18 protein-coding genes and 1 pseudogene are annotated in these 20,905 nt (G+C 35.3%); 8 read left to right on the forward strand and 11 right to left on the reverse strand.

Going from position 1 to position 20,905, the window contains the following annotated elements; translation table 11 throughout:
- Positions 1-393, reverse strand: a pseudogene (locus tag BR72_RS12140) (RNA-guided endonuclease InsQ/TnpB family protein); the annotation flags it as partial.
- A 187-nt stretch (positions 394-580) separates the two neighbouring features.
- On the opposite strand from BR72_RS12140, the gene BR72_RS12145 reads away from it, so the two are divergent.
- Positions 581-1,087: an RNase A-like domain-containing lipoprotein gene (locus BR72_RS12145; protein WP_035433376.1), complete on the forward strand. Its 507-nt coding sequence runs from the start codon at positions 581-583 to the stop codon at positions 1,085-1,087.
- A gap of 16 nt (positions 1,088-1,103) precedes the next feature.
- The gene (locus BR72_RS12150; protein ID WP_035433377.1) at positions 1,104-1,376 is read left to right on the forward strand and encodes a hypothetical protein; all 273 of its coding nucleotides are present in this window, start codon (positions 1,104-1,106) and stop codon (positions 1,374-1,376) included.
- A gap of 1 nt (position 1,377) precedes the next feature.
- Here the strand turns inward: BR72_RS12150 and BR72_RS12155 are convergent, their stop codons facing one another.
- From BR72_RS12155 to BR72_RS12165, 3 genes are all read right to left on the reverse strand, one after another.
- Positions 1,378-2,634 (reverse strand): VanW family protein, encoded by a 1,257-nt coding sequence (locus BR72_RS12155; RefSeq protein WP_035433378.1) that lies wholly within the window; start codon positions 2,632-2,634, stop codon positions 1,378-1,380.
- Positions 2,635-3,034: 400 nt separating this feature from the next.
- Positions 3,035-4,048: an LCP family glycopolymer transferase gene (locus tag BR72_RS12160; RefSeq protein WP_035433379.1), complete on the reverse strand. Its 1,014-nt coding sequence runs from the start codon at positions 4,046-4,048 to the stop codon at positions 3,035-3,037.
- A gap of 264 nt (positions 4,049-4,312) precedes the next feature.
- Positions 4,313-5,491: a NupC/NupG family nucleoside CNT transporter gene (locus BR72_RS12165; protein ID WP_035433380.1), complete on the reverse strand. Its 1,179-nt coding sequence runs from the start codon at positions 5,489-5,491 to the stop codon at positions 4,313-4,315.
- 77 nt (positions 5,492-5,568) lie between these two features.
- Between BR72_RS12165 and gloA2 the strand changes: the two genes are divergently transcribed.
- Together gloA2 and BR72_RS12175 are read left to right on the forward strand one after the other, a co-directional pair.
- Positions 5,569-5,955, forward strand: a complete 387-nt coding sequence (gene gloA2, locus BR72_RS12170) for an SMU1112c/YaeR family gloxylase I-like metalloprotein (RefSeq protein ID WP_035433381.1) — start codon at positions 5,569-5,571, stop codon at positions 5,953-5,955.
- Between the two features lie 160 nt (positions 5,956-6,115).
- The gene (locus BR72_RS12175; RefSeq protein WP_035433382.1) at positions 6,116-7,420 is read left to right on the forward strand and encodes a hemolysin family protein; all 1,305 of its coding nucleotides are present in this window, start codon (positions 6,116-6,118) and stop codon (positions 7,418-7,420) included.
- Between the two features lie 24 nt (positions 7,421-7,444).
- Here the strand turns inward: BR72_RS12175 and BR72_RS12180 are convergent, their stop codons facing one another.
- A complete protein-coding gene (locus BR72_RS12180; RefSeq protein ID WP_035433383.1) occupies positions 7,445-9,067 on the reverse strand; it encodes a lactate permease LctP family transporter in 1,623 nt (540 codons plus the stop codon).
- Positions 9,068-9,744: 677 nt separating this feature from the next.
- On the opposite strand from BR72_RS12180, the gene BR72_RS12185 reads away from it, so the two are divergent.
- Together BR72_RS12185 and BR72_RS12190 are read left to right on the forward strand one after the other, a co-directional pair.
- Positions 9,745-10,032 (forward strand): ArsR/SmtB family transcription factor, encoded by a 288-nt coding sequence (locus BR72_RS12185; RefSeq protein ID WP_035433384.1) that lies wholly within the window; start codon positions 9,745-9,747, stop codon positions 10,030-10,032.
- Positions 10,033-10,191: 159 nt separating this feature from the next.
- Positions 10,192-10,371 carry an acid-soluble spore protein H gene (locus BR72_RS12190; RefSeq protein WP_035433385.1) on the forward strand — a complete coding sequence of 60 codons (180 nt, stop codon included), beginning with the start codon at positions 10,192-10,194 and terminating at the stop codon, positions 10,369-10,371.
- 32 nt (positions 10,372-10,403) lie between these two features.
- On the opposite strand, the gene BR72_RS12195 is transcribed toward BR72_RS12190, so the two are convergent.
- Together BR72_RS12195 and BR72_RS12200 are read right to left on the reverse strand one after the other, a co-directional pair.
- Positions 10,404-11,795 (reverse strand): peptide MFS transporter, encoded by a 1,392-nt coding sequence (locus BR72_RS12195; protein WP_035433386.1) that lies wholly within the window; start codon positions 11,793-11,795, stop codon positions 10,404-10,406.
- Positions 11,796-12,612: 817 nt separating this feature from the next.
- Complete coding sequence (locus tag BR72_RS12200; RefSeq protein WP_035433387.1) at positions 12,613-13,344, reverse strand: class I SAM-dependent DNA methyltransferase; 732 nt, start codon at positions 13,342-13,344, stop codon at positions 12,613-12,615.
- Between the two features lie 207 nt (positions 13,345-13,551).
- On the opposite strand from BR72_RS12200, the gene BR72_RS12205 reads away from it, so the two are divergent.
- Together BR72_RS12205 and BR72_RS12210 are read left to right on the forward strand one after the other, a co-directional pair.
- Positions 13,552-14,742 (forward strand): glycine C-acetyltransferase, encoded by a 1,191-nt coding sequence (locus BR72_RS12205; RefSeq protein ID WP_035433389.1) that lies wholly within the window; start codon positions 13,552-13,554, stop codon positions 14,740-14,742.
- Positions 14,743-14,785: 43 nt separating this feature from the next.
- Positions 14,786-15,751, forward strand: a complete 966-nt coding sequence (locus BR72_RS12210) for an L-threonine 3-dehydrogenase (RefSeq protein WP_035433390.1) — start codon at positions 14,786-14,788, stop codon at positions 15,749-15,751.
- Positions 15,752-15,798: 47 nt separating this feature from the next.
- Here the strand turns inward: BR72_RS12210 and BR72_RS12215 are convergent, their stop codons facing one another.
- The 4 genes from BR72_RS12215 to BR72_RS12230 form a co-directional block, all read right to left on the reverse strand.
- Positions 15,799-16,014, reverse strand: coding sequence for a hypothetical protein (locus BR72_RS12215; RefSeq protein ID WP_035433391.1), 216 nt, complete (start codon positions 16,012-16,014; stop codon positions 15,799-15,801).
- 203 nt (positions 16,015-16,217) lie between these two features.
- Entirely contained in the window at positions 16,218-18,101 is a 1,884-nt protein-coding gene (locus tag BR72_RS12220; protein WP_035433392.1) for a vWA domain-containing protein, read from the reverse strand.
- Positions 18,102-18,104: 3 nt separating this feature from the next.
- Complete coding sequence (locus tag BR72_RS12225; protein WP_035433393.1) at positions 18,105-18,998, reverse strand: ATP-binding protein; 894 nt, start codon at positions 18,996-18,998, stop codon at positions 18,105-18,107.
- A gap of 213 nt (positions 18,999-19,211) precedes the next feature.
- Complete coding sequence (locus BR72_RS12230) at positions 19,212-20,738, reverse strand: cardiolipin synthase (RefSeq protein ID WP_035433394.1); 1,527 nt, start codon at positions 20,736-20,738, stop codon at positions 19,212-19,214.
- Between the last annotated feature and the right edge of the window lie 167 nt (positions 20,739-20,905).

Here is a 20,905-nt window from a genome sequence, read left to right on the forward strand (position 1 = left end):
CTTCTGAATCATCGCTTTAAATAATGCATCCAGAAAGTTATAATCTACATAAGGTTTTTCTGTAGTTGGTTCTGAAAATAAATTACATTTCACTTCTTTTTGTTTTTCTTTTGGTTTTGTTTTCTCTTTTTGCAATTTCTTTTGATAGGTAAGAAGTTGTGTCTCATTCATCTTCCCAATGTTTTTATCAATTGTATCCAAAACTTCTTTTTGTAAAGGTTGCAATTCCTTATCTTGTGTCAAACCTGTATACACTTGTCGTATATAAAAGTTTGTCGTGTTATACATATTTTTAGCATTTTGGCAAGATTCTTGAAAATAAGAATACATACGATGTCCTTTTTTAATCCAAATCTGAAGAGTTTTATAATTCATTTGATTTTCCGTTGTCATTTTTTCACCTCCTTGTTAAGGGTATTATACAAAAAAAGAACGTACGTTTCTATTTGTTTACTTGAAAATAAAATATTTTTTCGATTCACCTCACCACCTTCACATATGTTTAGAGGTGGGAGTCCTCTCATATGATAGAATTGACTTTTTCTAAAGATAATACAATAATCATGAAAGAGGTGATACGATGAAAAAGTTATGGACTGTTGTTATAAGCATGATGCTTATGATGATTCTTGTAGTAAGTGGATGTTCAAGTCAGGCGAAGCCGAAAGATAATCAGGCTACACCCACTATAAACGTTAGTGACAAAATTTTAGATGAAATGGAAGGACCACCGAAAAATGGTCATACGCTAGAGCGTCACGTTGGCAAAACAGATGAGCAGTTGAAAGAACGATTACGTACAGATAATGTATCTGCTGCAAGTACATATTATGACAAGGAAACAGCAACAAAAGCGGTAAAAGATACGATAAAGCAGCATGAAAAAGAAATTGAAAAGTGGTTAAAAGAGTCGAAGGAAAACCGTCTTGTATTGAATACGAAGCATAACTTTGCAGTTGGAAAAACGGTATTAAAAAAGAATATGCAAGTAAAGGATGGCCTTCGTAATACAGTGACTGTGTTGCAAAAAGATAAAGGAAGTCAGCTTGGCTTTAAAATTGTTACTTCTTATCCTTCTGAGAAATAAGAAAGGCGGGGAATTTATGTATTCAACATTTCAATATTTTCTTAGAGCGTACTGTACATTAAGTATATATGAAGAAGAAATGACTCATCTTATGCAACAATTTAAAGAGCAAGAAGAACAAGAAACGCAGGAAAAATTATTACAAGAATTTGTTCAAATAGAGCAAAGAGCAGATTGGAAGAAAGTACAGCAAGAAGTTGAACAGTATGGAAATCGTATGTGGAAAATAGAAGAAGTAAAAGGGCATATCAGTAATTTTATTTCTATATTACAAAACAAAAAGGCGTGAATTACGACGCCTTTTTGTATGTGCTTTTTGAAATTTGACCGCTCGAGAGCACTTGCCCATTTTGGGTTACCTTTTTATATGTTACAGCCACAATGCTTTTATCAGTTTCACTTATCACTTTCGAAGAAACCTCTACATTCTTTCCTGTATTTGTACCGAAAATACGAGTAGTTACACTACTGCCGTTTGTGACTGCTTGAATATAAATATATTTCCCCGTATTATTTTTAAATTTTAAATCAGGGCCGTAGTCAGCAACAGCTGCATCTTGGCCAAGAGGTAAGTAATGGACTGGTAAGGAATGATTACTTCGATCTACAACTCCTAAATCAGCGCGTAATACGGCACCGTATAATGTGCTACTTACTTGGCAAACACCACCCCCGGCACTTTGCTCTACTTTTCCGTTTACATATACAGCTGCCGATTTATAACCATGTGCTGCATCTGTTATACCAACGCGGCCGTTAAAACTAAATGTCTCATCAGGCTTAACAAATACTCCTGTTAATGTATTAACAGCACGCTGTACATTAAACGTTTGACTTGAGTTTCTTCCAGCTAGAGGAGTAGAGTATTCAGCAATTACTTCTTGAATCCCCATATTTTTTACATCTTCTGTTGAGCGTTCTGGTTTCACAGCTGTAATGGGAACTTGAATATCTTGTTTATTTGTTTTAACGGCTTCTGTTGTGAGAGTTTTTAATTTCTCCTTATCAACTTTTTCACCATCTTTACTTTCGCTAATAGCAATGGTTGTGCCAGAGATAGATAAGTCGGCATCAACAGGATCTACTAAAGAATCATTATATTTTTCCTTAATAAACGCATCATATTTTGCTGTATTTATAGAAGGCTCTAACTTATAGTCGCGCTTTACCTCACCTGTTTCAGCTTGTTTTCGCATGTTATAACGATTAGTAATATTGCCCTTTTGTTCTTTGAAAATTTTATTTGCAATATCTGTACTGTTATATTCAATTCCTAGCTCTTGCCAAGTATATGTATGTTTTTCGTCCTTTAAGACATAGTTCACAGATTTTTGATTTAACTCATCAATTTTTTGTTGAATGATTTTTTGAACATCTGCTTTCGTTTTTCCGTCTATGGAAACTCCTTCAAATGTTGTGTGGGGTAAAGCGTATGTATCTAACTGATGATTCAATTTGGACACATATTGATAAGCACTAACACTACCAGCACAAAGAAGGACTCCACCAGCAATTGCAGAACCAATAATCAAATTGCGTAATTTCATTCATTTCCCTCCGAAAAGAAGATTTTAAAATTAATATTATTTCTAACGTATAAATGATAAAAGTAGTAATTCTTATACATTAGTATACTATTAATTTTATTACATGTGTAACATTTCGATAAAAAACGTTACATTTTTGTAATATAATTACCTATAATTACATGTATATAGGTTAAAAACTAAAATCCCTTTTTTATCCCGTAAAATCCCGATTGGTGAGAGCTTTCCATCAGTGGAGATAAAAAGGCTCTCCACTGATGGAAGTTTCACTTTATAGGAGGGCAAGAGCATCTGGCTGTGCATAGGGGCGGTTATGAAGTATTCTGCATAGCAGCTACAGAAATTTTATCTGTATTATTAAAAACAAAAAAACAGCTGTGATAAACAGCTGTTTTTCTTCTTATAATTTCTTATGATCTAATTTACCTGTAACACCAAGATGGGTTTGTAGTTCCTTCGTAATATCATGAACGCTCTTTTCATCAGGAACGTAATAGTATATACCATCAACGTATTTGTCTTCGCCTTTTACTTGCAATTTATCAATCTTTAAGCTAGAATCCATTGAATTTTTCGTAATTGCCATCATATCGTCGAAAATTAAATTTGTTTTTAAATCATGATCGACTGCATCAAGTAAGTTGCCGAGTTTATTAATCGAATTTACAGATAATGCTTTTTTAGCAATTGCTTCTAAAACAAGTTGTTGACGTTGACCGCGCATATAATCACTATCAATATGACGTGTTCTTGCTAAGGCAAGCGATTGTTCACCATTTAAGTGTTGGTAACCTTTTTCAAGGTGAATAGCACCTTGATTGTCTTTACTGTCTTGTTCAGTAAATGCAACTGGTACGTCTACATCAATACCGCCAAGAGAATCAACAATTTTTATAAATGATTTAAAGTTAAATTTTACGTAATAATCAACAGGAACATCTAAAAAGCGTTCTACTGTATTAATTGTACTATCCACGCCACCAAATACGTGTGCGTGTGTAATTTTATCTTCTTTCTTTCTCGATGGAATATATACGCGAGAATCACGAGGAATGCTTAATAGTTTCACAGATTTATCGTTTTTATTAATCGTTGCAAGTAACAATGCATCTGTACGAGTTGCACCTCCGTATTCTTTTGCTCGTGTATCACTTTCATCGACACCCATAATTAAGACCGAAATATTATCATTCATCGGTTTTACTGCTTTTTCGCGTTTGTCTGATTTATCGCCGCGACCTAATTCTGAGTAAGCCCCATTAGCAACAGCCTGTGCTTTATTATATATATGGAAGCAATAGCTGCCTCCTCCAATAATCAAAAGGAATAAAGGAACGAGAACAAACCATAATACACGCTTTTTCTTAGAGCGTTTTTGTAATGCTCTATTTATCGTTTCTAAATCAGGTTTCATTAATATTTCTCCTTTAAACAATCAATTCATATATTTTCTTATAATTTAAAAAAACACACACTTTATATTTTACATAAATATAATGAGTTTTCACTATAAATTTTTAATTGACATGAAAATGAAATATATGAAACATATCGTTTTATAAAGATATTTTGAGTTTTTTTTACAAAAAAACAGATGCCTTTATGATGATAAGGCATCTGTTTAAGAATAATCGTATACAAAAAATAAACGAAAAAAAAGATTAAAATTTTTCCAAGTTTAAATCATAACACTAACAATAGTCGCGGATAGAATGCTGACTAAGGTTGCACCGTATAGGAGTTTTAAACCGAATCTGGCAACGACATTTCCTTGTTCCTCATGTAAACCTTTTACTGCGCCTGAAATAATTCCAATAGAAGAGAAGTTTGCAAAAGAGACAAGAAAGACGGAAATAATCCCGACAGTACGAGGGGAGAGTGTACTCGCAAGTTTACCTAAATCCATCATAGCTACAAATTCATTTGTAATAAGTTTTGTTGCCATAATACTACCGGCCGGGACAATTTCTGAGGCAGGTACACCAATAATGAAGGCGATTGGAGAAAAGACATATCCGAGCAGTTGTTGAAATGTAACACCAAAAACAATTGCAAATAAACCGTTAATAGCGCTTATAAGAGAAACGAAACCAATTAGCATTGCCCCAACGACGATCGCGACGCGAAATCCATCTAAAATGTACTCTCCTAGCATTTCAAAGAAAGTTTGCTTTTCTTCTTTAATTTCTAAAATATCTTCTTCATCTTTTACATCGTATGGATTAATAATTAATACAATAATAAACCCACTAAATAAATTTAAGACAAGCGCAGTAACAACATACTTTGGTTCAATCATCGTCATATAGGCGCCAACGATGGACATGGATACTGTTGACATTGCAGAAGCACACAGTGTGTACAGACGATGCTTTGGAATTTGTCCGAGTTGTTTTTTCAAGGTAATAAAAACCTCGGATTGTCCGACAATAGCTGAGGCAACAGCATTGTAGGATTCTAATTTACCAAGGCCATTTATTTTACTAAGGAAAAAACCGATCCAACGAATGATGAGTGGTAAAATTTTAAAGTGTTGTAAGATACCAATTAAGACAGAGATAAATACAATTGGCAGTAAAACACTTAAAAAGAAGGACATTTCGCCTTTGTTTAATAAGCCGCCGAATACAAAGGTTACACCTGCCGCAGCATATTTTAATAACTCATTAAATAAATTTGAAACGGCTGTAATGAGGATTAGACCGACCTGCGTATTTAATAGTAGAAACGTTAAAATTAATTGTACAATAAGCATGAGAATGATTGGTTTGAACTTAATGTGTTTTCGATTATTACTTGCTATAAAAGCAAGAAAAAATATAACAATGAGTCCAAGACCAAATGTGAAAAATTTCATAGTAACCCTCCTTATAGGTAACTTTGTATATAGGTTTTTCATTTCAAAGGAGAATATACAAGAAAGGGAAAGAGAAGATGAATATTACTGCTGTTCACCACGTTGCAATTATTTGTTCCAATTATGAAGTATCAAAAAAATTTTATACAGAAGTACTCGGTTTTCAAGTCTTGCGCGAAGTATATCGAGAAGAGAGAGCGTCCTATAAGTTGGATTTGTGTGTGGGGGATACATATCAAATTGAACTATTTTCATTTCCTAATCCGCCAAAGCGAGCAAGCTTTCCTGAAGCAGTTGGACTAAGACACTTAGCATTTTCTGTTTCATCTATAGAAGATGCTGCTTCATATTTGCAGCAGCACGGTATACAAACGGAAAGCATTCGAATTGATGAGATAACTGGAAAACGTTTTGTGTTTTTCCAAGATCCAGATGGCTTGCCTATTGAATTGTATGAGAAATAAAATAAAACTCCCATCAGTGGGAGTTTTTCTTTGTCCCAAGCAGGATAAAAATTTGTGAAATTTATACAGGTTTTCTTGTGAGAAAATGAGAGAAATTAAGGATAGCTAAACTTATCTTACGGGAGGTGTAACTTTAGCTGCCTACAGCTAAGGGAGATATTTGGAAATAGGGAATTTAATATTAGTTGTCGCTTTAATTGCATTAACAGGTTTTTTCGTTGCAATTGAATTTGCGATTGTGAAAGTACGCAGTAGCCGCATTGATCAACTTGTAGGAGAGAAAAAGCGGGGAGCGGTAGCGGCGAAAAAAGTGATTTCTCATTTGGATGAGTATTTGTCAGCGTGCCAGTTTGGGATTACCATTACAGCACTGGGACTGGGGTGGTTAGGTGAACCAACTGTAAAACATGTATTAGAGCCTATATTGATTACACTTCATATCTCTCCTCCAATTGCGAATACTGTATCTTTTATTATTGCATTTGCAGTTATTACGTTTTTTCATGTTGTAGTTGGAGAATTGGCACCAAAAACATTTGCAATTCAAAAAGCAGAGCAAGTCAGTCTCATGTTTTCAAAGCCACTGATTTATTTTTATCGCATTATGTATCCATTTATTTGGGCATTAAATCATGCAGCTCGTTTTGTAGCAGGTTTATTTGGTTTAGAACCGGCTTCTGAACATGAAGTAGCACATTCAGAGGAAGAGCTCCGCCTCATTTTATCAGAGAGTTATGAAAGCGGAGAAATTAATCAAGCAGAGTTTAAATATGTAAATAATATTTTTGAATTTGACAATCGCCTTGCCAAAGAAATTATGGTGCCGCGGACAGAGATTGTTGGATTATATGCAGAAGATGTATTTGAAACACATATTGAAATTATTCGGCAAGAAAAATATACAAGATATCCAGTATTTGGTGAAGATAAAGATGAAGTAATTGGAATGGTGAATGTGAAAGATTTCTTTATTCGCTATATGGATGGAGAGAGACAAGAAGCAAAATCAATCACGACATATACAAGGTCGGTTATTGAAGTAATGGAAAACATACCTATACATGATTTATTGCTCAGCATGCAAAAAAAACGGATTCCGCTTGCCATTTTATATGATGAATACGGCGGAACAGCAGGACTCGTTACGCTTGAAGATATTCTAGAAGAGATTGTGGGAGAAATTCGCGATGAATATGATGAGGATGAACATCCGCCTATTCAACATATTAGCGACAATTGTAAAATCGTTGACGGAAAAGTGTTAATAAGTGAGATTAATGATTTGTTCGGCTTACATTTAAATGAACAAGATGTTGACACAATTGGGGGATGGTTAATGATGCAAGGACAACCAATTGCAGAAGGAGATAGGACTGTTGTTGGTGAATGGACATTTACGATTCTTGAAAAAGATATGCATCAAATTAAGCGAGTAGAGATTAAAAAAATGGAGAAAAAAGGCTGATGAACGAGTCATCAGCCTTTTATATTAGAAAATATTAAACACTGCGTTAAGTTGAAGTAAGCTAATAATGAATAAGAAGATTAAGCTATATTTCATTGTTGTTTTAAATAGCTCTGATTCTTTACCAACGATTCCAACTGCTGCGCAAGCTACAGCAACTGATTGTGGTGATACCATTTTTGCCATTGTACCGCCTACTACGTTTAAGGCAACGAGAGTAGAAGGAACGATATCTAATTGAGCAGCTGTAACTGCTTGAAGGGGCGCAAATAGAGAGCCGCTTGATACGACTGAACCAGTTAAGAATACGCCGATCCAACCTAAGATTGGAGACAGAATTGGGAATGCATCTCCAGTAGATGATAAAGCTAATCCAAGAGTTGAAGACATACCAGAATAGTTTGTTACATATGCTAATGCAATTACACTACAGATTGTATAAATTGGTGTTTTTAACTCTTTTAATGTTTCAATAGCTAATTCTTTTATTAACTTACCGTTTACACGGAATACAAGTAAAGATACGATAATTGCAAGTACAATTGCAGTAGTTGTTGATGAGAATACATCTAATTTAAAGACTGCTGGAAATGGTGTATTTGCTTTAACGATTGGCGCTGTTTTCATTACGTGATTGTGCAGGCCAGGTACTTGAAGATTCCATACTAAGTTACTTAATGCACCATTTGGAGCGAATAAAGCTTTGATTGCTTTTAAGTTAAAAATTGTTACAAATGCAGTTAAGAATACAAATGGTGACCAAGCGTATAAAATTTGTTTCATAGTATAACTATGTTTTTCTTGTTTATTTGGTTTATCTTGTGCTGAAGATTTTGGTTGCCACACACGTAAGAATAATGCTAATGCAATCATGCTAACTACAGCTGCGAAAATATCAGTAAGTTCTGCACCAAGGAAATATGTTACAACGAACTGAGTAAGAGCGAAAGAACCGCCGCTTACAAGAATACCTTGCCAAGTTTCTTTAATTCCTTTGAAACCATCAACGATTGCAACAAGTAAGAATGGTAAGATGAAACTAATAAATGGTAAAATTCCAACTGCATGACGGCCAACAGTTAATGCGTCAAGTTGTGTTAATTGAGCGGGTACTGTAACTGGAATACCCATTGCACCCATCGCACCGCCGGCAATGTTAGCAACTAAGCAGATACCTGCTGCTTTTAATGGATCAAATCCCATACCTACAAGCAGTGCTGCTGTAATAGCAACTGGTACACCAAAACCTGCTGCACCTTCTAAGAAAGCTCCGAAAGAATAAGCAATCAATAATACTTGAAGACGAGGATCGCTTGTAATGCTAGAAATACTATCACGAATGACGTTAAATTGTTCAGTTTTTACAGTTAGTTTGTAAAGGAAAATTGCTGCGATAACAATTGTACAAATTGGGTAAAATCCAGCTACTACACCAAATGCAGCGGAGGATACCGCCATAGTTGCTGGCATTTTATAGACAAATATAGAAAGAATGATAGCTAAAATCACACTATAAAATCCAGATATGTATCCTTTCATCTTAAAGACTGTTAAGCATAGTACAAAAAATAAAATTGGAATTGCGGCTACAAGTGCTGATAGCCAAATATTGTGTAAGGGGTCATAAACTTGTGTCCATGTATTCATAATTGCGACATCTCCTATATATAATATGTGAATTTATTCACATTTAATGTGAAATGTTTCACAAATAAATTACATGTTTAGTATATCCTCGTTAAACACTATTGTCAATGTGAAAATAGTATTATTGTTTCGTAGAATCCGTAATTGTAAAAGTTCCGCAGAAATAAAGGGGGGATATATAGTAAAGAGTATGATGTTGTTTATCCCGCATTAACGGGCAGTAATACTCCCGCCTCAAAATTCAGCAAAAGCAAAGAAGTTAGGTGGGAGATAAACTGCCCGTAAAAGCCCGATTGGTTCAACTAATAATCAGTGGGGGATGAAGAAAACCCCCACTGATTAAAGTTTCACTTTATAAATCCTTGTATCATTTTTAGCTCGCTACTATAAATTTTTGGGATTTGAATAATTAATCATAAACATTATTATGGATACAAAAAAAATATAACAAAAATGTTGAGAAATTTATTTTCGAAAGGAAGGAATTCCCTAGCAGATACTTTGCTTTTTTTCTAAGCAGTATAGTATAATGTTCAAATATCCAAAGAGAGTTTTCTCTCTATAATAAAGGAGGAATGTGGTTTTTATTATAGGAAGTAATTGAATATAGAATGGGATAACGAAATAGAAATATAAAAAATAAATATGTATAAATATAAAAAAAATGAGGGGAAAATATGTGTCAAAATCAATTCGATTGTCGTATTTCAGAAGATGATGTACAAATGTTACGAGCACTAGCTCATCCGCTTCGTCTTCGTCTTGTAATGGAGCTGATGCAGCGTGGAATTTGTAATGTAACACAATTGCAGGAAGTATTAGAAATTCCGCAATCTACAGTATCGCAACATTTAACAAAATTAAAACAAAATAAAGTTGTACGTTTTGAAAGACGTGGCTTAGAAGTATATTATGAAGTAAACAATGAGAAAGTAAACGGGATTTTAAAAACGTTATTTTCTTAAAATTAAAATATTGTGAAAAAAATGGGTGTGTATGTATACATACCTATTTTTTTATCTTCAAATTGTGGAGAAATAAAGAGAAGAGGTTACATGGGATAAAATTCATCCAGACACGGCAATATAAAAAAGAATGTAATAAACAATAAGGAGGGAACAATGATGGATATAAAACGAGTAAAACAAATTTTATCATCATCAAGTAGAATTGACGTTACATATCAAGGTGTGCCTGTTTGGATCGAAAGCTGTGATGAGACAAGTAGGATTGCTAATGTACACGATATAAAAACACCAGATGAAACAGTTCAAGTAGATATCACTGCATTAGAGGAGCATTAAAAAAAGCGGAGAAATTTCTCCGCTTTTTTTCTTTATTCCATCATATGTGCAATTTTTTTAGAGAACATAAGAAGTACTACGCCTAATACAATAACGATAATACCGATGCTTGCAAATACTTCTAAGTAACCTAAAGATTGTGTGAAGGAAGCTAGTGCCCCAGCTAGGTAGTTTGCCATACCAGAACCTGCTAACCATACTCCCATTAATAGAGATGCTAATTTTACAGGAGCAATTGCACTTACCATTGATAGACCGATTGGTGATAAGAATAACTCACCAATTGTATGGAATAAATATGTGAAGACGATGAATAATAAATTCGCTTTCGTAGCAATATGTGCTTCATCGCTTCCAGTTTTCAGAACAGCTAATGTTAAAACAAGATAACCAATTCCTAGTAAAATCATACCAAGTGCCATTTTTGTTGGAACTTTTAAGTCGCCATTTTTTGTTTTAGATAATTTCATCCATAACATTGACACAAATGGTGCTAATATTACGATAAATGCTGGGTTAACGGATTGGAACCAAGATGTTGGAATTTCCCATCCGAAAATTGTACGATCAACAAAAGTATTTGTATATAGTGTTAACGAACTACCTGCTTGTTCAAAACCTGCCCAGAAGAAGACAACGAAGCAAGTTAAAATGACAATTGCCCAAGTACGGTTCTTTTCTTGTTTCGTTAAAGGTTTTTTCTCGATAGCTTGTGCATTTTTGTCTTTTGATTTTTTACCTACAACTGTTGTTCCCGCATCACCAAGGTAACGAGGAGCTAATAGATTAAAGAAAATCTGACCGATAATCATACCGATACAAGCAGCTAAGAATCCATATTTATAACCCATGACCATAACGCCATTAGAGCTTGTTTTAAAGAAATCTTCTGCTAGGAAACCACAAATAAGTGGTGCAAAGAAAGCTCCTACATTGATACCCATGTAGAAGATTGTGAAAGCACTGTCACGGCGCTTATCATTTTCACCGTAAAGTTCACCTAGTAGAGTAGAGATGTTTGGTTTGAAGAATCCATTACCAATAACTAATAATCCTAATCCTAAAAATAGTCCAGTTTTTGTATTCATTGAAAATAGAACAAAGTTACCAAGTGCCATGATAATACCGCCAATAGTAATGGCAAGGCGTCTTGGGATAAAGTGGTCAGTTAACCATCCACCAGCAATTGGTGTGAAATATACTAAAGCTGTGAAAATTCCATATAATTGTACTGCAAAAGCCTTATCAAATCCAAGACCTCCGCTTACAACAGTAGTTGTTAAATAAAGAACTAAAAGACCGCGCATTCCGTAGTAGCTAAATCTTTCCCACATTTCTGTCAAGAACAACAAATACAATCCCGGAGGATGTTTCTTTGGTGATTGTTGTTCTCCAGCTTTGTCTAACTTTACAGCTGCATCCATTTTCATTCCTCCTAATCTTGATCAACGGATATTTATGTAATCATTTTAATTTACAAAATATTTAGAAGTCAATAGTATTATATGGGAATAGAATAAAATAATTTTGTAAATTCTATAAAAACATCTTCCGTCATCGTATTTTTCCCCTGAAAAGATTAAAATAAGCGTTTTCAAGTGTATTATTTCTCGCTTAAATAGAATGTAAAATAATACAATAATCAGAAAATTTTAACTAAATAAATTTTTCTGATATACTGAACTCTTCTCGGAGATACTTTTAGAATATAACATATTATGAATAAGAATACAAAGTAAAAAACAACTCTATATTACGAGAGTTGTTTTTTATTAGGAAGAAATTGAGAGTTTAAAAGTACAATTTTAACTTTGCAAAGTGTTGTCCATACTTTGCAATATTAGGCTAGTAGCCATTATACCGTCAGCCGTACTCCAAATTTCGTCATCAATTTTATCTCGCTACTTTTGGGAGGTAATCCCCCCACTGATGGAAGTTTCTTTTTTGTATAAATTACCATTTTTTGTGTTGTTTATATTCTTAAATAAAGGATCGTTGATGTGCTTTTTCCATATAAATTCATTTTAATTTTTCGATATCACTTCTATGCACGGCCAGATACTCTCGTCTCCCTTCTAAAAAAAGGAGTTTTTGTGTCATTTTTAAAAACTGTAGTAACTATTCAGCTATATATTTCATTTAGAGGTTTGATAAGGGGGATAATTCCACTGAAAATACACTTACCTTATAGAAAGTTATTTTTATTTTTCAGCACATAGATTACTGCCATGAAGTTTCACTTTATTTTGTGCAAGAAAATAATAGAAACAAAGGAATGCGCAGTCTACGCGTATATTCTTCTTCGCTTTGAAAATTCAGAAGTTCTGGTGTTGCTTCGCGTAAACTAGTGATCGTAAAACCAGCTTTTTGTAAAGATAGGAAGTATTGTTCAATTGTTCGGTGGTATTTAACAACTTGTTCATGAATCCACGGCTCGACGCGTTTGCCAGTTTTAAAATAGTCATCAACAAGCCAGCTTGTTCGTTTTCCAGTGGCTTGTAAGCTTTCAAATGCAGAGGTGATAACTGGATGTTGAACACTAAAGGCAAAAGTCCCGCCAGGTTTTAGCGTTTGATAAATCTGTTTGAATGTATCATCAATATGTTCAATATAGTGAAGGACGAGTCTAGATGTAACGATGTCAAAAGTAGAAGGTGGATATGTATAGTCTTTGAGGTTTAAAAGATGGACAATGCCATTTGTATTTTGTAATTTCTTCTTAGCTTCTTCATACATACGATGTGAGCCTTCAATTCCAGTATAAGATTGACAGCCTTTCTGTAATAGCTCTACTCCAAATTGTGCATCACCGCAGCCAAGATCAAGAACACTTTTATCTTTTATGTGGCCAAGCAACTGTAAGAGAGCGGGCTTTTCAATCGTGTCGTTTGGGTTATCAGTTCGATGCCTACGTTTCATATATTGTTCAAAAAATAGGTCCTCATTGTAAACGTCAGATTCTGTATAAGACATTGTATCCTCTCCTTGAAAGCGTTTTTTTAAATTGTAACAAAATCCAAATAATAATAATAGATTTCTGTCATTATATAAGATATAATCTGTAGATGTAAGCGTTTACTTTAAGCTATTTCGCTATAACAATTTTCCAAAATGTGTTAAGCTGATAGAGGGAGTATTATGGTAATACTGTCTTTATATGAACGATAGGGAGGTTTCACGATGTCTAGCAAAACACTTGACAATTTTTTAGTAGAAAACCTAGAGGATTTAAAATCAAAGGGGCTTTATAACGTTATTGATCCGCTTGAAAGTTCGAATGGACCAATCATTACAATTGGCGGACAAGAATATATTAATCTATCTTCAAATAATTATCTTGGATTAGCAACAGACGAGCGTTTAAAAGAAGCGGCAATCGGTGCAATTCATAAATATGGTGTTGGTGCAGGGGCTGTTCGTACAATTAACGGTACACTTGATTTGCATATCAAATTAGAAGAAACTATTGCGAAATTTAAACATACAGAAGCAGCAATTGCATATCAGTCTGGCTTTAACTGTAATATGGCAGCGATTTCAGCTGTTATGGATAAAAATGATGCAATTCTCTCTGATGAATTAAACCATGCATCTATTATTGATGGTTCTCGTTTATCAAGAGCAAAAATTATTGTTTATAAACATTCCGATATGGAAGATTTACGTAAAAAAGCGATCGAAGCAAAAGAATCAGGTCTTTACAATAAATTAATGGTTATTACAGATGGTGTATTCTCAATGGATGGCGATATAGCAAAACTACCAGAAATCGTTGAAATTGCAGAAGAACTAGATTTAATGACGTATGTTGATGATGCACACGGTTCTGGCGTACTTGGAAAAGGTGCTGGTACGGTGAAACATTTTGGGCTATCTGATAAAGTCGATTTCCAAATTGGTACATTATCGAAAGCAATCGGTGTTATTGGTGGATATGTTGCTGGTAAGAAAAACTTAATCGATTGGTTAAAAGTGCGCTCGCGTCCATTCTTATTCTCAACAGCGTTAACACCAGCTGATGCAGCTGCTTGTATGAGATCAATTGAAATCTTAATGGAAAGCACTGAGCTGCATGACCGTTTATGGGAAAATGGTCGCTATTTGAAAAAAGGCTTAAAAGAGCTTGGTTTTAACATTGGAGAAAGTGAAACACCAATTACGCCTTGTATTATTGGTGATGAAGTCTTAACACAACAATTTAGTAAACGTCTAAACGAAGAGGGCGTATACGCAAAATCAATTGTGTTCCCAACTGTAGCAAAAGGAACAGGACGTGTTCGTAATATGCCAACAGCAGCACATACGAAAGAAATGCTTGATGAAGCAATTCGCACGTACGAAAAAGTTGGAAAAGAAATGGGCATTATTTAACACATGTACATCTAAGAAAGCTTACTAATGAGGAGTGGGGAAAATGAAAAAAATTCTAGTAACCGGTTCTTTAGGTCAAATTGGTTCTGAACTTGTAATGAAACTTCGTGATGTATACGGTGCATCAAACGTTGTTGCGACAGATATTCGTGAAACAGATAGCGAAGTTGTAAAGTCTGGCCCATTTGAAATTTTAGATGTAACTGACGGTCAAAAATTACATGATATTGCAAAGCGTAATGAAGTTGATACAATCATTCACTTGGCAGCGTTACTTTCTGCAACGGCAGAAAAAAATCCGCTATTTGCTTGGAACTTAAATATGGGTGGCCTTGTAAATGCATTAGAAGCGGCACGCGAATTAAACTGTAAGTTTTTCACGCCAAGCTCAATTGGTGCATTCGGTCCAACAACGCCAAAAGATAATACACCGCAAGACACCATTCAGCGTCCAACTACGATGTACGGGGTAAACAAAGTATCTGGAGAGCTATTATGTGATTACTACAATCATAAGTTTGGTGTAGATACGCGCGGCGTTCGCTTCCCAGGTTTAATTTCATACGTTGCACCTCCTGGAGGAGGAACAACTGACTATGCAGTTGAAATTTACTATGAAGCAATTAAAAAAGGTGCGTACACTTCTTACATTGGAGAAGGAACATACATGGATATGATGTACATGCCAGATGCATTACAAGCGATCGTTTCTTTAATGGAAGCAGATCCAAGTAAGTTGAAACATCGTAATGCATTTAACATTACAGCAATGAGCTTCGAGCCAGAACAAATTGCAGCATCTATTCGTAAACACATTCCAACATTTACGATGGATTACGCTGTTGATCCAGCTCGTCAAACAATCGCAGATAGCTGGCCAAACTCAATTGATGCAACAGCAGCAAAAGAAGAGTGGGGCTTCAAAGCAGACTACGATTTAGACAAAATGACAGCTGACATGCTTGAAAAATTAAAAAAAAAATTAGCAACTGAGCTAGTTATTAGCTAATAGAAAAAGAGTCGATTGGATCGGCTCTTTTTTTAGTTGACCTAACTTCATTCGGTTTCGGGGTATTGCCTTTCTGTTTCTTCAAATTGTTTTTCATATTCGTTGCTAAATGCTTTATGTGTTTTTTGATCTTTATCCCAAGGATTTGATTTTCCTAATTTTTTATTAGAGGCAGAACCGTAAGGCCCTTCAGGAAACTCCTCAGGAATGATATATTGATGTCTAGCCTCAGCAGTAGTAACATCCGTATATTGTTCATCCATTTTGGAAGAGAACCATCCTTTCACATCTACTTGATTCTTAATATGCCCAAAAAATTTTATTTTTTATCGGCGCTTTTTTAAATATATCGGCGACTTTTCATCATATATCGGCGTAAATGAAAATATATGGGCGCTTCGACACAGAATAAAGATTCTTCGGCACGAAACGACCAAAAAACCGGAGCTGCACCCAGCTCCGGTTTTTATTCAATCGTCTTCAGTAGTAATTTCTTCAATAACGGTTTAATCTTCAAGCGTAAATCTTCCGCATGATTCGCTACTAAAAAGTGGTGGTTATAAATATTTTTCATGAGCTGATACGTCGCTTCTTTAGCTTCGCCTTCTTCGATAAAGATTCCGATGACTTCCATGCCGCTTTTACGAGCTAGTTTTACAGCTTCGTGTGTATCTAAAATACCATCTTGTTGATAGTCTAATGCAGACGGTTCGCCATCTGTAAAGACGAGCAAAAATTTATGCTTTTCCGGACGTTTCGCCAGTTTTTCGGAAACGATACGAATAATATATCCATCACGGTTATCTTCTTCTTCACGAAGTTGCATGACTTCTGGACCAATGCTTGGCAGCGTTGAGTTTTGATAGGTTACGACTTCATGAATGAAGTTTGGTTTGTTTTCGGGTGTGGCGCTAGAAGCATCTTCCCAAAATCCGCTAATGGCGTGCGGGATTTTTAATGATTTTAAAGCTTCATGGAACAGAACAACGCTTTTTTTCGTTTCTTCCATTTTGTTATACATTGAGCCAGAACAGTCAACTAACAGGTGAAAGACAACGTCAAGCTCTTGTGATTCTTGGCCTTTTTTATAAAACATACGCGGTTGTTTTTCTGTATAAATACGTAAGAACTTTTTACGAAGTCTTCCATAGTATTTATCAGCGTTGGCGTTTGTTTTGTTTTCAATTGTTTTTTCGATAATTTTCTTTAGTTCTTTTACATCTTTATTTACGACAGATTTTATCGCTTGATAGTCTTTCTTCTCATCAGGCTGCGGCTTGCGAGCTTCTTTAAAAGTATGCGATGCGCCGGCGTTATACTTACCGTATGCACCTTCACTTTGGCTCGAAGCATGAGATGCTCTCGTATCTTCAGCGTCGGCACCGTCGAAATTCGACTGCGTACTTTTTTGGGAAGTACCTTGTACGGAACCGAGTGCTTGATCACCATCTTCAGACTCACGAGCTGTATCACCCATCATATTTGTTTTTGTACCGCTTTCTAATTCAAAGCGTAAGAAGTTCTCGTTTTCATTGTTTTTATTTTCACGATGCCATGTAGAGAAGCTCTCATCAATTTTATTTTTATTATCATCGTCATCTACGATTTGGGTATCATCGTTTGCTAATTCATCTACTCGTTCTTCAATTTTGTCAAAAATGACAGAAGTATTGAGCGGCGCCAGGCCAAAGTAGTTATTAATCATATCATGTTCTAAAAGCTCTTCTAAACGATAGCGAATTTTTTCAACAACATACATCGTATCTTCCGTTGCACTTGTTTGGAATGTTTCGTGTAAAATTGCTTCAATCTGTTCAAAGTAGTCGTTATTAAACATTTCGTATTTGTCGCTCGTTACTGTTAAGTAACATAAACAAATGAGCATATCAGCATGATAATTACGGATCCGGTTAATTTCGTATTGTGAACTGAAATAATTTCGATACATTTCTTTTCGGCGCGCAAAAATTGGTTTTGTACCAGGACGCTCGCGTTTCACAATTTCTTCCACTCGTAAATCTTCTAATAGAACGAAAAGCTGTGTTAAAAAATTTTTAAGCGGTGATTGCTGTAATTCTTTTGCATAGCTACGAATAAGTTGCATATCGGAATGATGCTTGTTGCCAAGCGCTTTTAAATATACTTCACTTTTTAAGCCGATTACTTTATCCGTTTCGCTTCGATCATCCCAAAAGTGACTGATGACAATTTTATTTTCGATCTCGTCATAATATGCTTTATATCCATATTCTAAATATGCATTTTCTTCTTTTAGAAGGGCGTACATTAAGTTTTCCATTTGCAGAAACAGAGACGCATCGATTTTTTTGTCACTAAAAATTTGTCTCATGAATTATCCCTCAAAGAAATAGCTTTCTGCTAATTCACGCACCGTCATTTGTTCCGTCTCATCGCTTAATTTTGCAATAATACTTCGTTCAATTGCACGCATTACTGGAATATATACACTTAAATCACAGGCATCGATAATACCACGAATACTTGCTGCTTCTTCACTGACACGACCATCGCGAGCAAGGGGCATTAAGTCACTTGCAAATGCGACAAACTTTTCGATTGTTGCTGCATTCTTTAATTTTGATTCAGCTAATAACAGTTCTTTTAATGTTTCACCTTGAATATAAGGAACTTCAATAATAACGAAACGGTTTTTTAACGCCTCATTTAGTTCGCTCGTTCCAACATACCCTTCGTTAATTGCAGCAATTACACGATATTCATCATTGCCATACACAACTTCTTGTGTGAAAGGGTTTGTAATCATTTTTCGGTAATCGAGTGCACCGTGAAGAAGTGGCAACGTTTCTGGCTTTGCCATGTTAATTTCATCGATATAAAGGAAGTGACCATTTTTCATTGCTTTCATCAATGGGCCATCCACGAAAGTAACTTCAGAGGCACCGTCTTTTGTTGTTAATGTGTTGTATCCTAAAATTCCTTCTACATCTAAATCAACAGAGCAGTTAATGCTATGCATTGGCTTTTGGAATAAATAAGATAGTGTTTCAGCAAGAACGGTTTTACCGCTTCCTGTAGGACCTTTTAATAGAACGTTTTTGCCAAGAAGTAATGCAGTAATTGCATCTTCAATAATGCTATTATCTGCTGCTTTATACATTTTTGTTCCAATTAAAGTAGCAGCATTGCCAGCTGCTTGTTTATTTGTTTCATGAATATTTACAAGTTGCTCTTTTAATCCATCATGTATATGAAATTGTTCTAACATGTATTTCCCACCTAACATTATTTTCATCAAGTAAACAATCCTTCTTATGATAACGTGTTTTCATAAGTGACGCAAAGAAAAAACATCTTCCAATTTGGGAGATGTTTCCTTATTTTGCTATTCGTGGGCAGTAAGACCCCCGCCTCAAAATTTAGAGAGAAGCAAAAGAAGATAGATGGGGGATAAAGCCCCCGCACTGATGGAAGTTTCCCTTTATAAAAGCGGTGAAATAAGTCGCATTAGTGATTCTAGCATTCTTTTTCGAAGGCTTCTATTTTGAAATACTTCCCAGCGAATTTCTGTAGAGTCTTTAAAATCTTGTTCGAAGTCACGTTTAATATCAAGGACAGCCTGGGAGTTATATAACATCGCGATTAATTCATAATTCAGTTCAAAACTACGAATGTCCATATTTGCTGTGCCAATTGTGGCGATCTCATCATCAATTAACACAATTTTGGCGTGCATAAACCCATCTTTATAGCGATAAATCGAAACACCAGCTTCTAATAACGGGGCAAAGTAAGATTGCGAAGCTTGATCACTTATCACGCTATCGCTTATGCCAGGATATAGAATACGGATATCAATTCCAGCGATCGCACTTAAACGTAGTAATGTTAATGTTTCTTGATCAGGAATAAAATAGGGCGTTGCAATCCAAATGGAACGTTTTGCTGATGTCATTGCCGCTAACAGGGCATTTCGAATCGTTTTGTCATTTGCACTTGGACCACTTGCGACAATTTGGACAGCACCTTCTGTCTGTACGGTCCATCCTGGGAAGTACTCTTTCTTCATAAACGGTTCCCAAGAATAGCTATTTAATCCACTGCGTGCGTATAACCAATCTTCTAGAAAGATTGCTTGTAGTTTGTACAATGCCTTCCCTTCAAGTTTTAAATGACTATCTCGCCAAATTGGAAATTTCTTCGAACGACCAAGATATTCATCTCCAACATTCAATCCACCTGTAAATCCAATTTTTCCGTCAACAATAACAATTTTTCGGTGATTTCGGTAATTGACCGTTTCGATTAACCATGGAGAAAGGACAGGGTCGAATTCTACTACTTCAATTCCTGCGTCCTTCATCGGTTGCAAAAAGGTGCTTCGTAACGGATAGCTTCCGAGGTCATCAAATAAAAAGCGGACAATGACACCTTCTTTCGCTTTTTCAATTAAAGCATCCCGGATCTTTGTTCCAATTTCATCAGCTCGATAAATGTAATATTGAATATGAATGTGATGTTTGGCTTCTTGAATGGAGGACAAAATCTCTGTAAATGTTTCATCGCCATTTGTTAGCAATGTTGCTCTAGTTTCATCAGCAATAGGTCCCCCGCCAAATTTTTGAATGATCGTAGTCAAATGGGCAGAGTGTTCATTTAGAGACGATGGGATTTCTTGTTCCAATCGTTTTCCTTCTAAAATTTCACGGAACAACTTTCTTTGCTCTTCAGCACGATGTAAATGTTTTACTCGGCGCCATCTGCTTCGGCCAAATAATGCATACAAAAATACGCCAAAAATAGGGAGAATCGCTAATACTAAAAACCAAGCTAACGTACTTTGCGGGGAGCGATTTTCAATAAAGATGACGAAAGCAATACCGACAGCTGTAATAAAGAATACTACTCCAGCGAAGGCATATAACGATATAGATGATCTGTTTAAAACAAATAGTAAAATAGTTGAAATTGCAACAACGAATAGAAATTGAAGAACACGGTTTTTCATTGGTCGGAATGTCACCTTTTTCTGATTAGTTATATCCTTATTATAAAATGTTTTCTTTACATTAAACAAATTAGAAATTGAGATTTTCTCCGCATAGGAGCAGACTGGTTTCCTGTTTTAGTTAGAAAAAAGAAATAGAATTCAAAAACACTAGCTCTGTAAAGAGC

Source organism: Bacillus sp. UNC322MFChir4.1 (assembly GCF_000746135.1).
In the GTDB taxonomy this organism is placed as follows: Bacteria; Bacillota; Bacilli; order Bacillales; family Bacillaceae_G; genus Bacillus_A.

What these genes read in the sequence shown, in the direction of transcription:
- BR72_RS12145 (WP_035433376.1), top strand. Translation starts at nt 581, where the DNA reads ATGAAAAAGTTATGGACTGTTGTTATAAGCATGATGCTTATGATGATT.
- BR72_RS12150 (WP_035433377.1), top strand. Translation starts at nt 1,104, where the DNA reads ATGTATTCAACATTTCAATATTTTCTTAGAGCGTACTGTACATTAAGT.
- BR72_RS12155 (WP_035433378.1), bottom strand. Translation starts at nt 2,634, where the DNA reads ATGAAATTACGCAATTTGATTATTGGTTCTGCAATTGCTGGTGGAGTC.
- BR72_RS12160 (WP_035433379.1), bottom strand. Translation starts at nt 4,048, where the DNA reads ATGAAACCTGATTTAGAAACGATAAATAGAGCATTACAAAAACGCTCT.
- BR72_RS12165 (WP_035433380.1), bottom strand. Translation starts at nt 5,491, where the DNA reads ATGAAATTTTTCACATTTGGTCTTGGACTCATTGTTATATTTTTTCTT.
- gloA2 (WP_035433381.1), top strand. Translation starts at nt 5,569, where the DNA reads ATGAATATTACTGCTGTTCACCACGTTGCAATTATTTGTTCCAATTAT.
- BR72_RS12180 (WP_035433383.1), bottom strand. Translation starts at nt 9,067, where the DNA reads ATGAATACATGGACACAAGTTTATGACCCCTTACACAATATTTGGCTA.
- BR72_RS12185 (WP_035433384.1), top strand. Translation starts at nt 9,745, where the DNA reads ATGTGTCAAAATCAATTCGATTGTCGTATTTCAGAAGATGATGTACAA.
- BR72_RS12190 (WP_035433385.1), top strand. Translation starts at nt 10,192, where the DNA reads ATGGATATAAAACGAGTAAAACAAATTTTATCATCATCAAGTAGAATT.
- BR72_RS12195 (WP_035433386.1), bottom strand. Translation starts at nt 11,795, where the DNA reads ATGGATGCAGCTGTAAAGTTAGACAAAGCTGGAGAACAACAATCACCA.
- BR72_RS12200 (WP_035433387.1), bottom strand. Translation starts at nt 13,344, where the DNA reads ATGTCTTATACAGAATCTGACGTTTACAATGAGGACCTATTTTTTGAA.
- BR72_RS12205 (WP_035433389.1), top strand. Translation starts at nt 13,552, where the DNA reads ATGTCTAGCAAAACACTTGACAATTTTTTAGTAGAAAACCTAGAGGAT.
- BR72_RS12210 (WP_035433390.1), top strand. Translation starts at nt 14,786, where the DNA reads ATGAAAAAAATTCTAGTAACCGGTTCTTTAGGTCAAATTGGTTCTGAA.
- BR72_RS12215 (WP_035433391.1), bottom strand. Translation starts at nt 16,014, where the DNA reads ATGGATGAACAATATACGGATGTTACTACTGCTGAGGCTAGACATCAA.
- BR72_RS12220 (WP_035433392.1), bottom strand. Translation starts at nt 18,101, where the DNA reads ATGAGACAAATTTTTAGTGACAAAAAAATCGATGCGTCTCTGTTTCTG.
- BR72_RS12225 (WP_035433393.1), bottom strand. Translation starts at nt 18,998, where the DNA reads ATGTTAGAACAATTTCATATACATGATGGATTAAAAGAGCAACTTGTA.
- BR72_RS12230 (WP_035433394.1), bottom strand. Translation starts at nt 20,738, where the DNA reads ATGAAAAACCGTGTTCTTCAATTTCTATTCGTTGTTGCAATTTCAACT.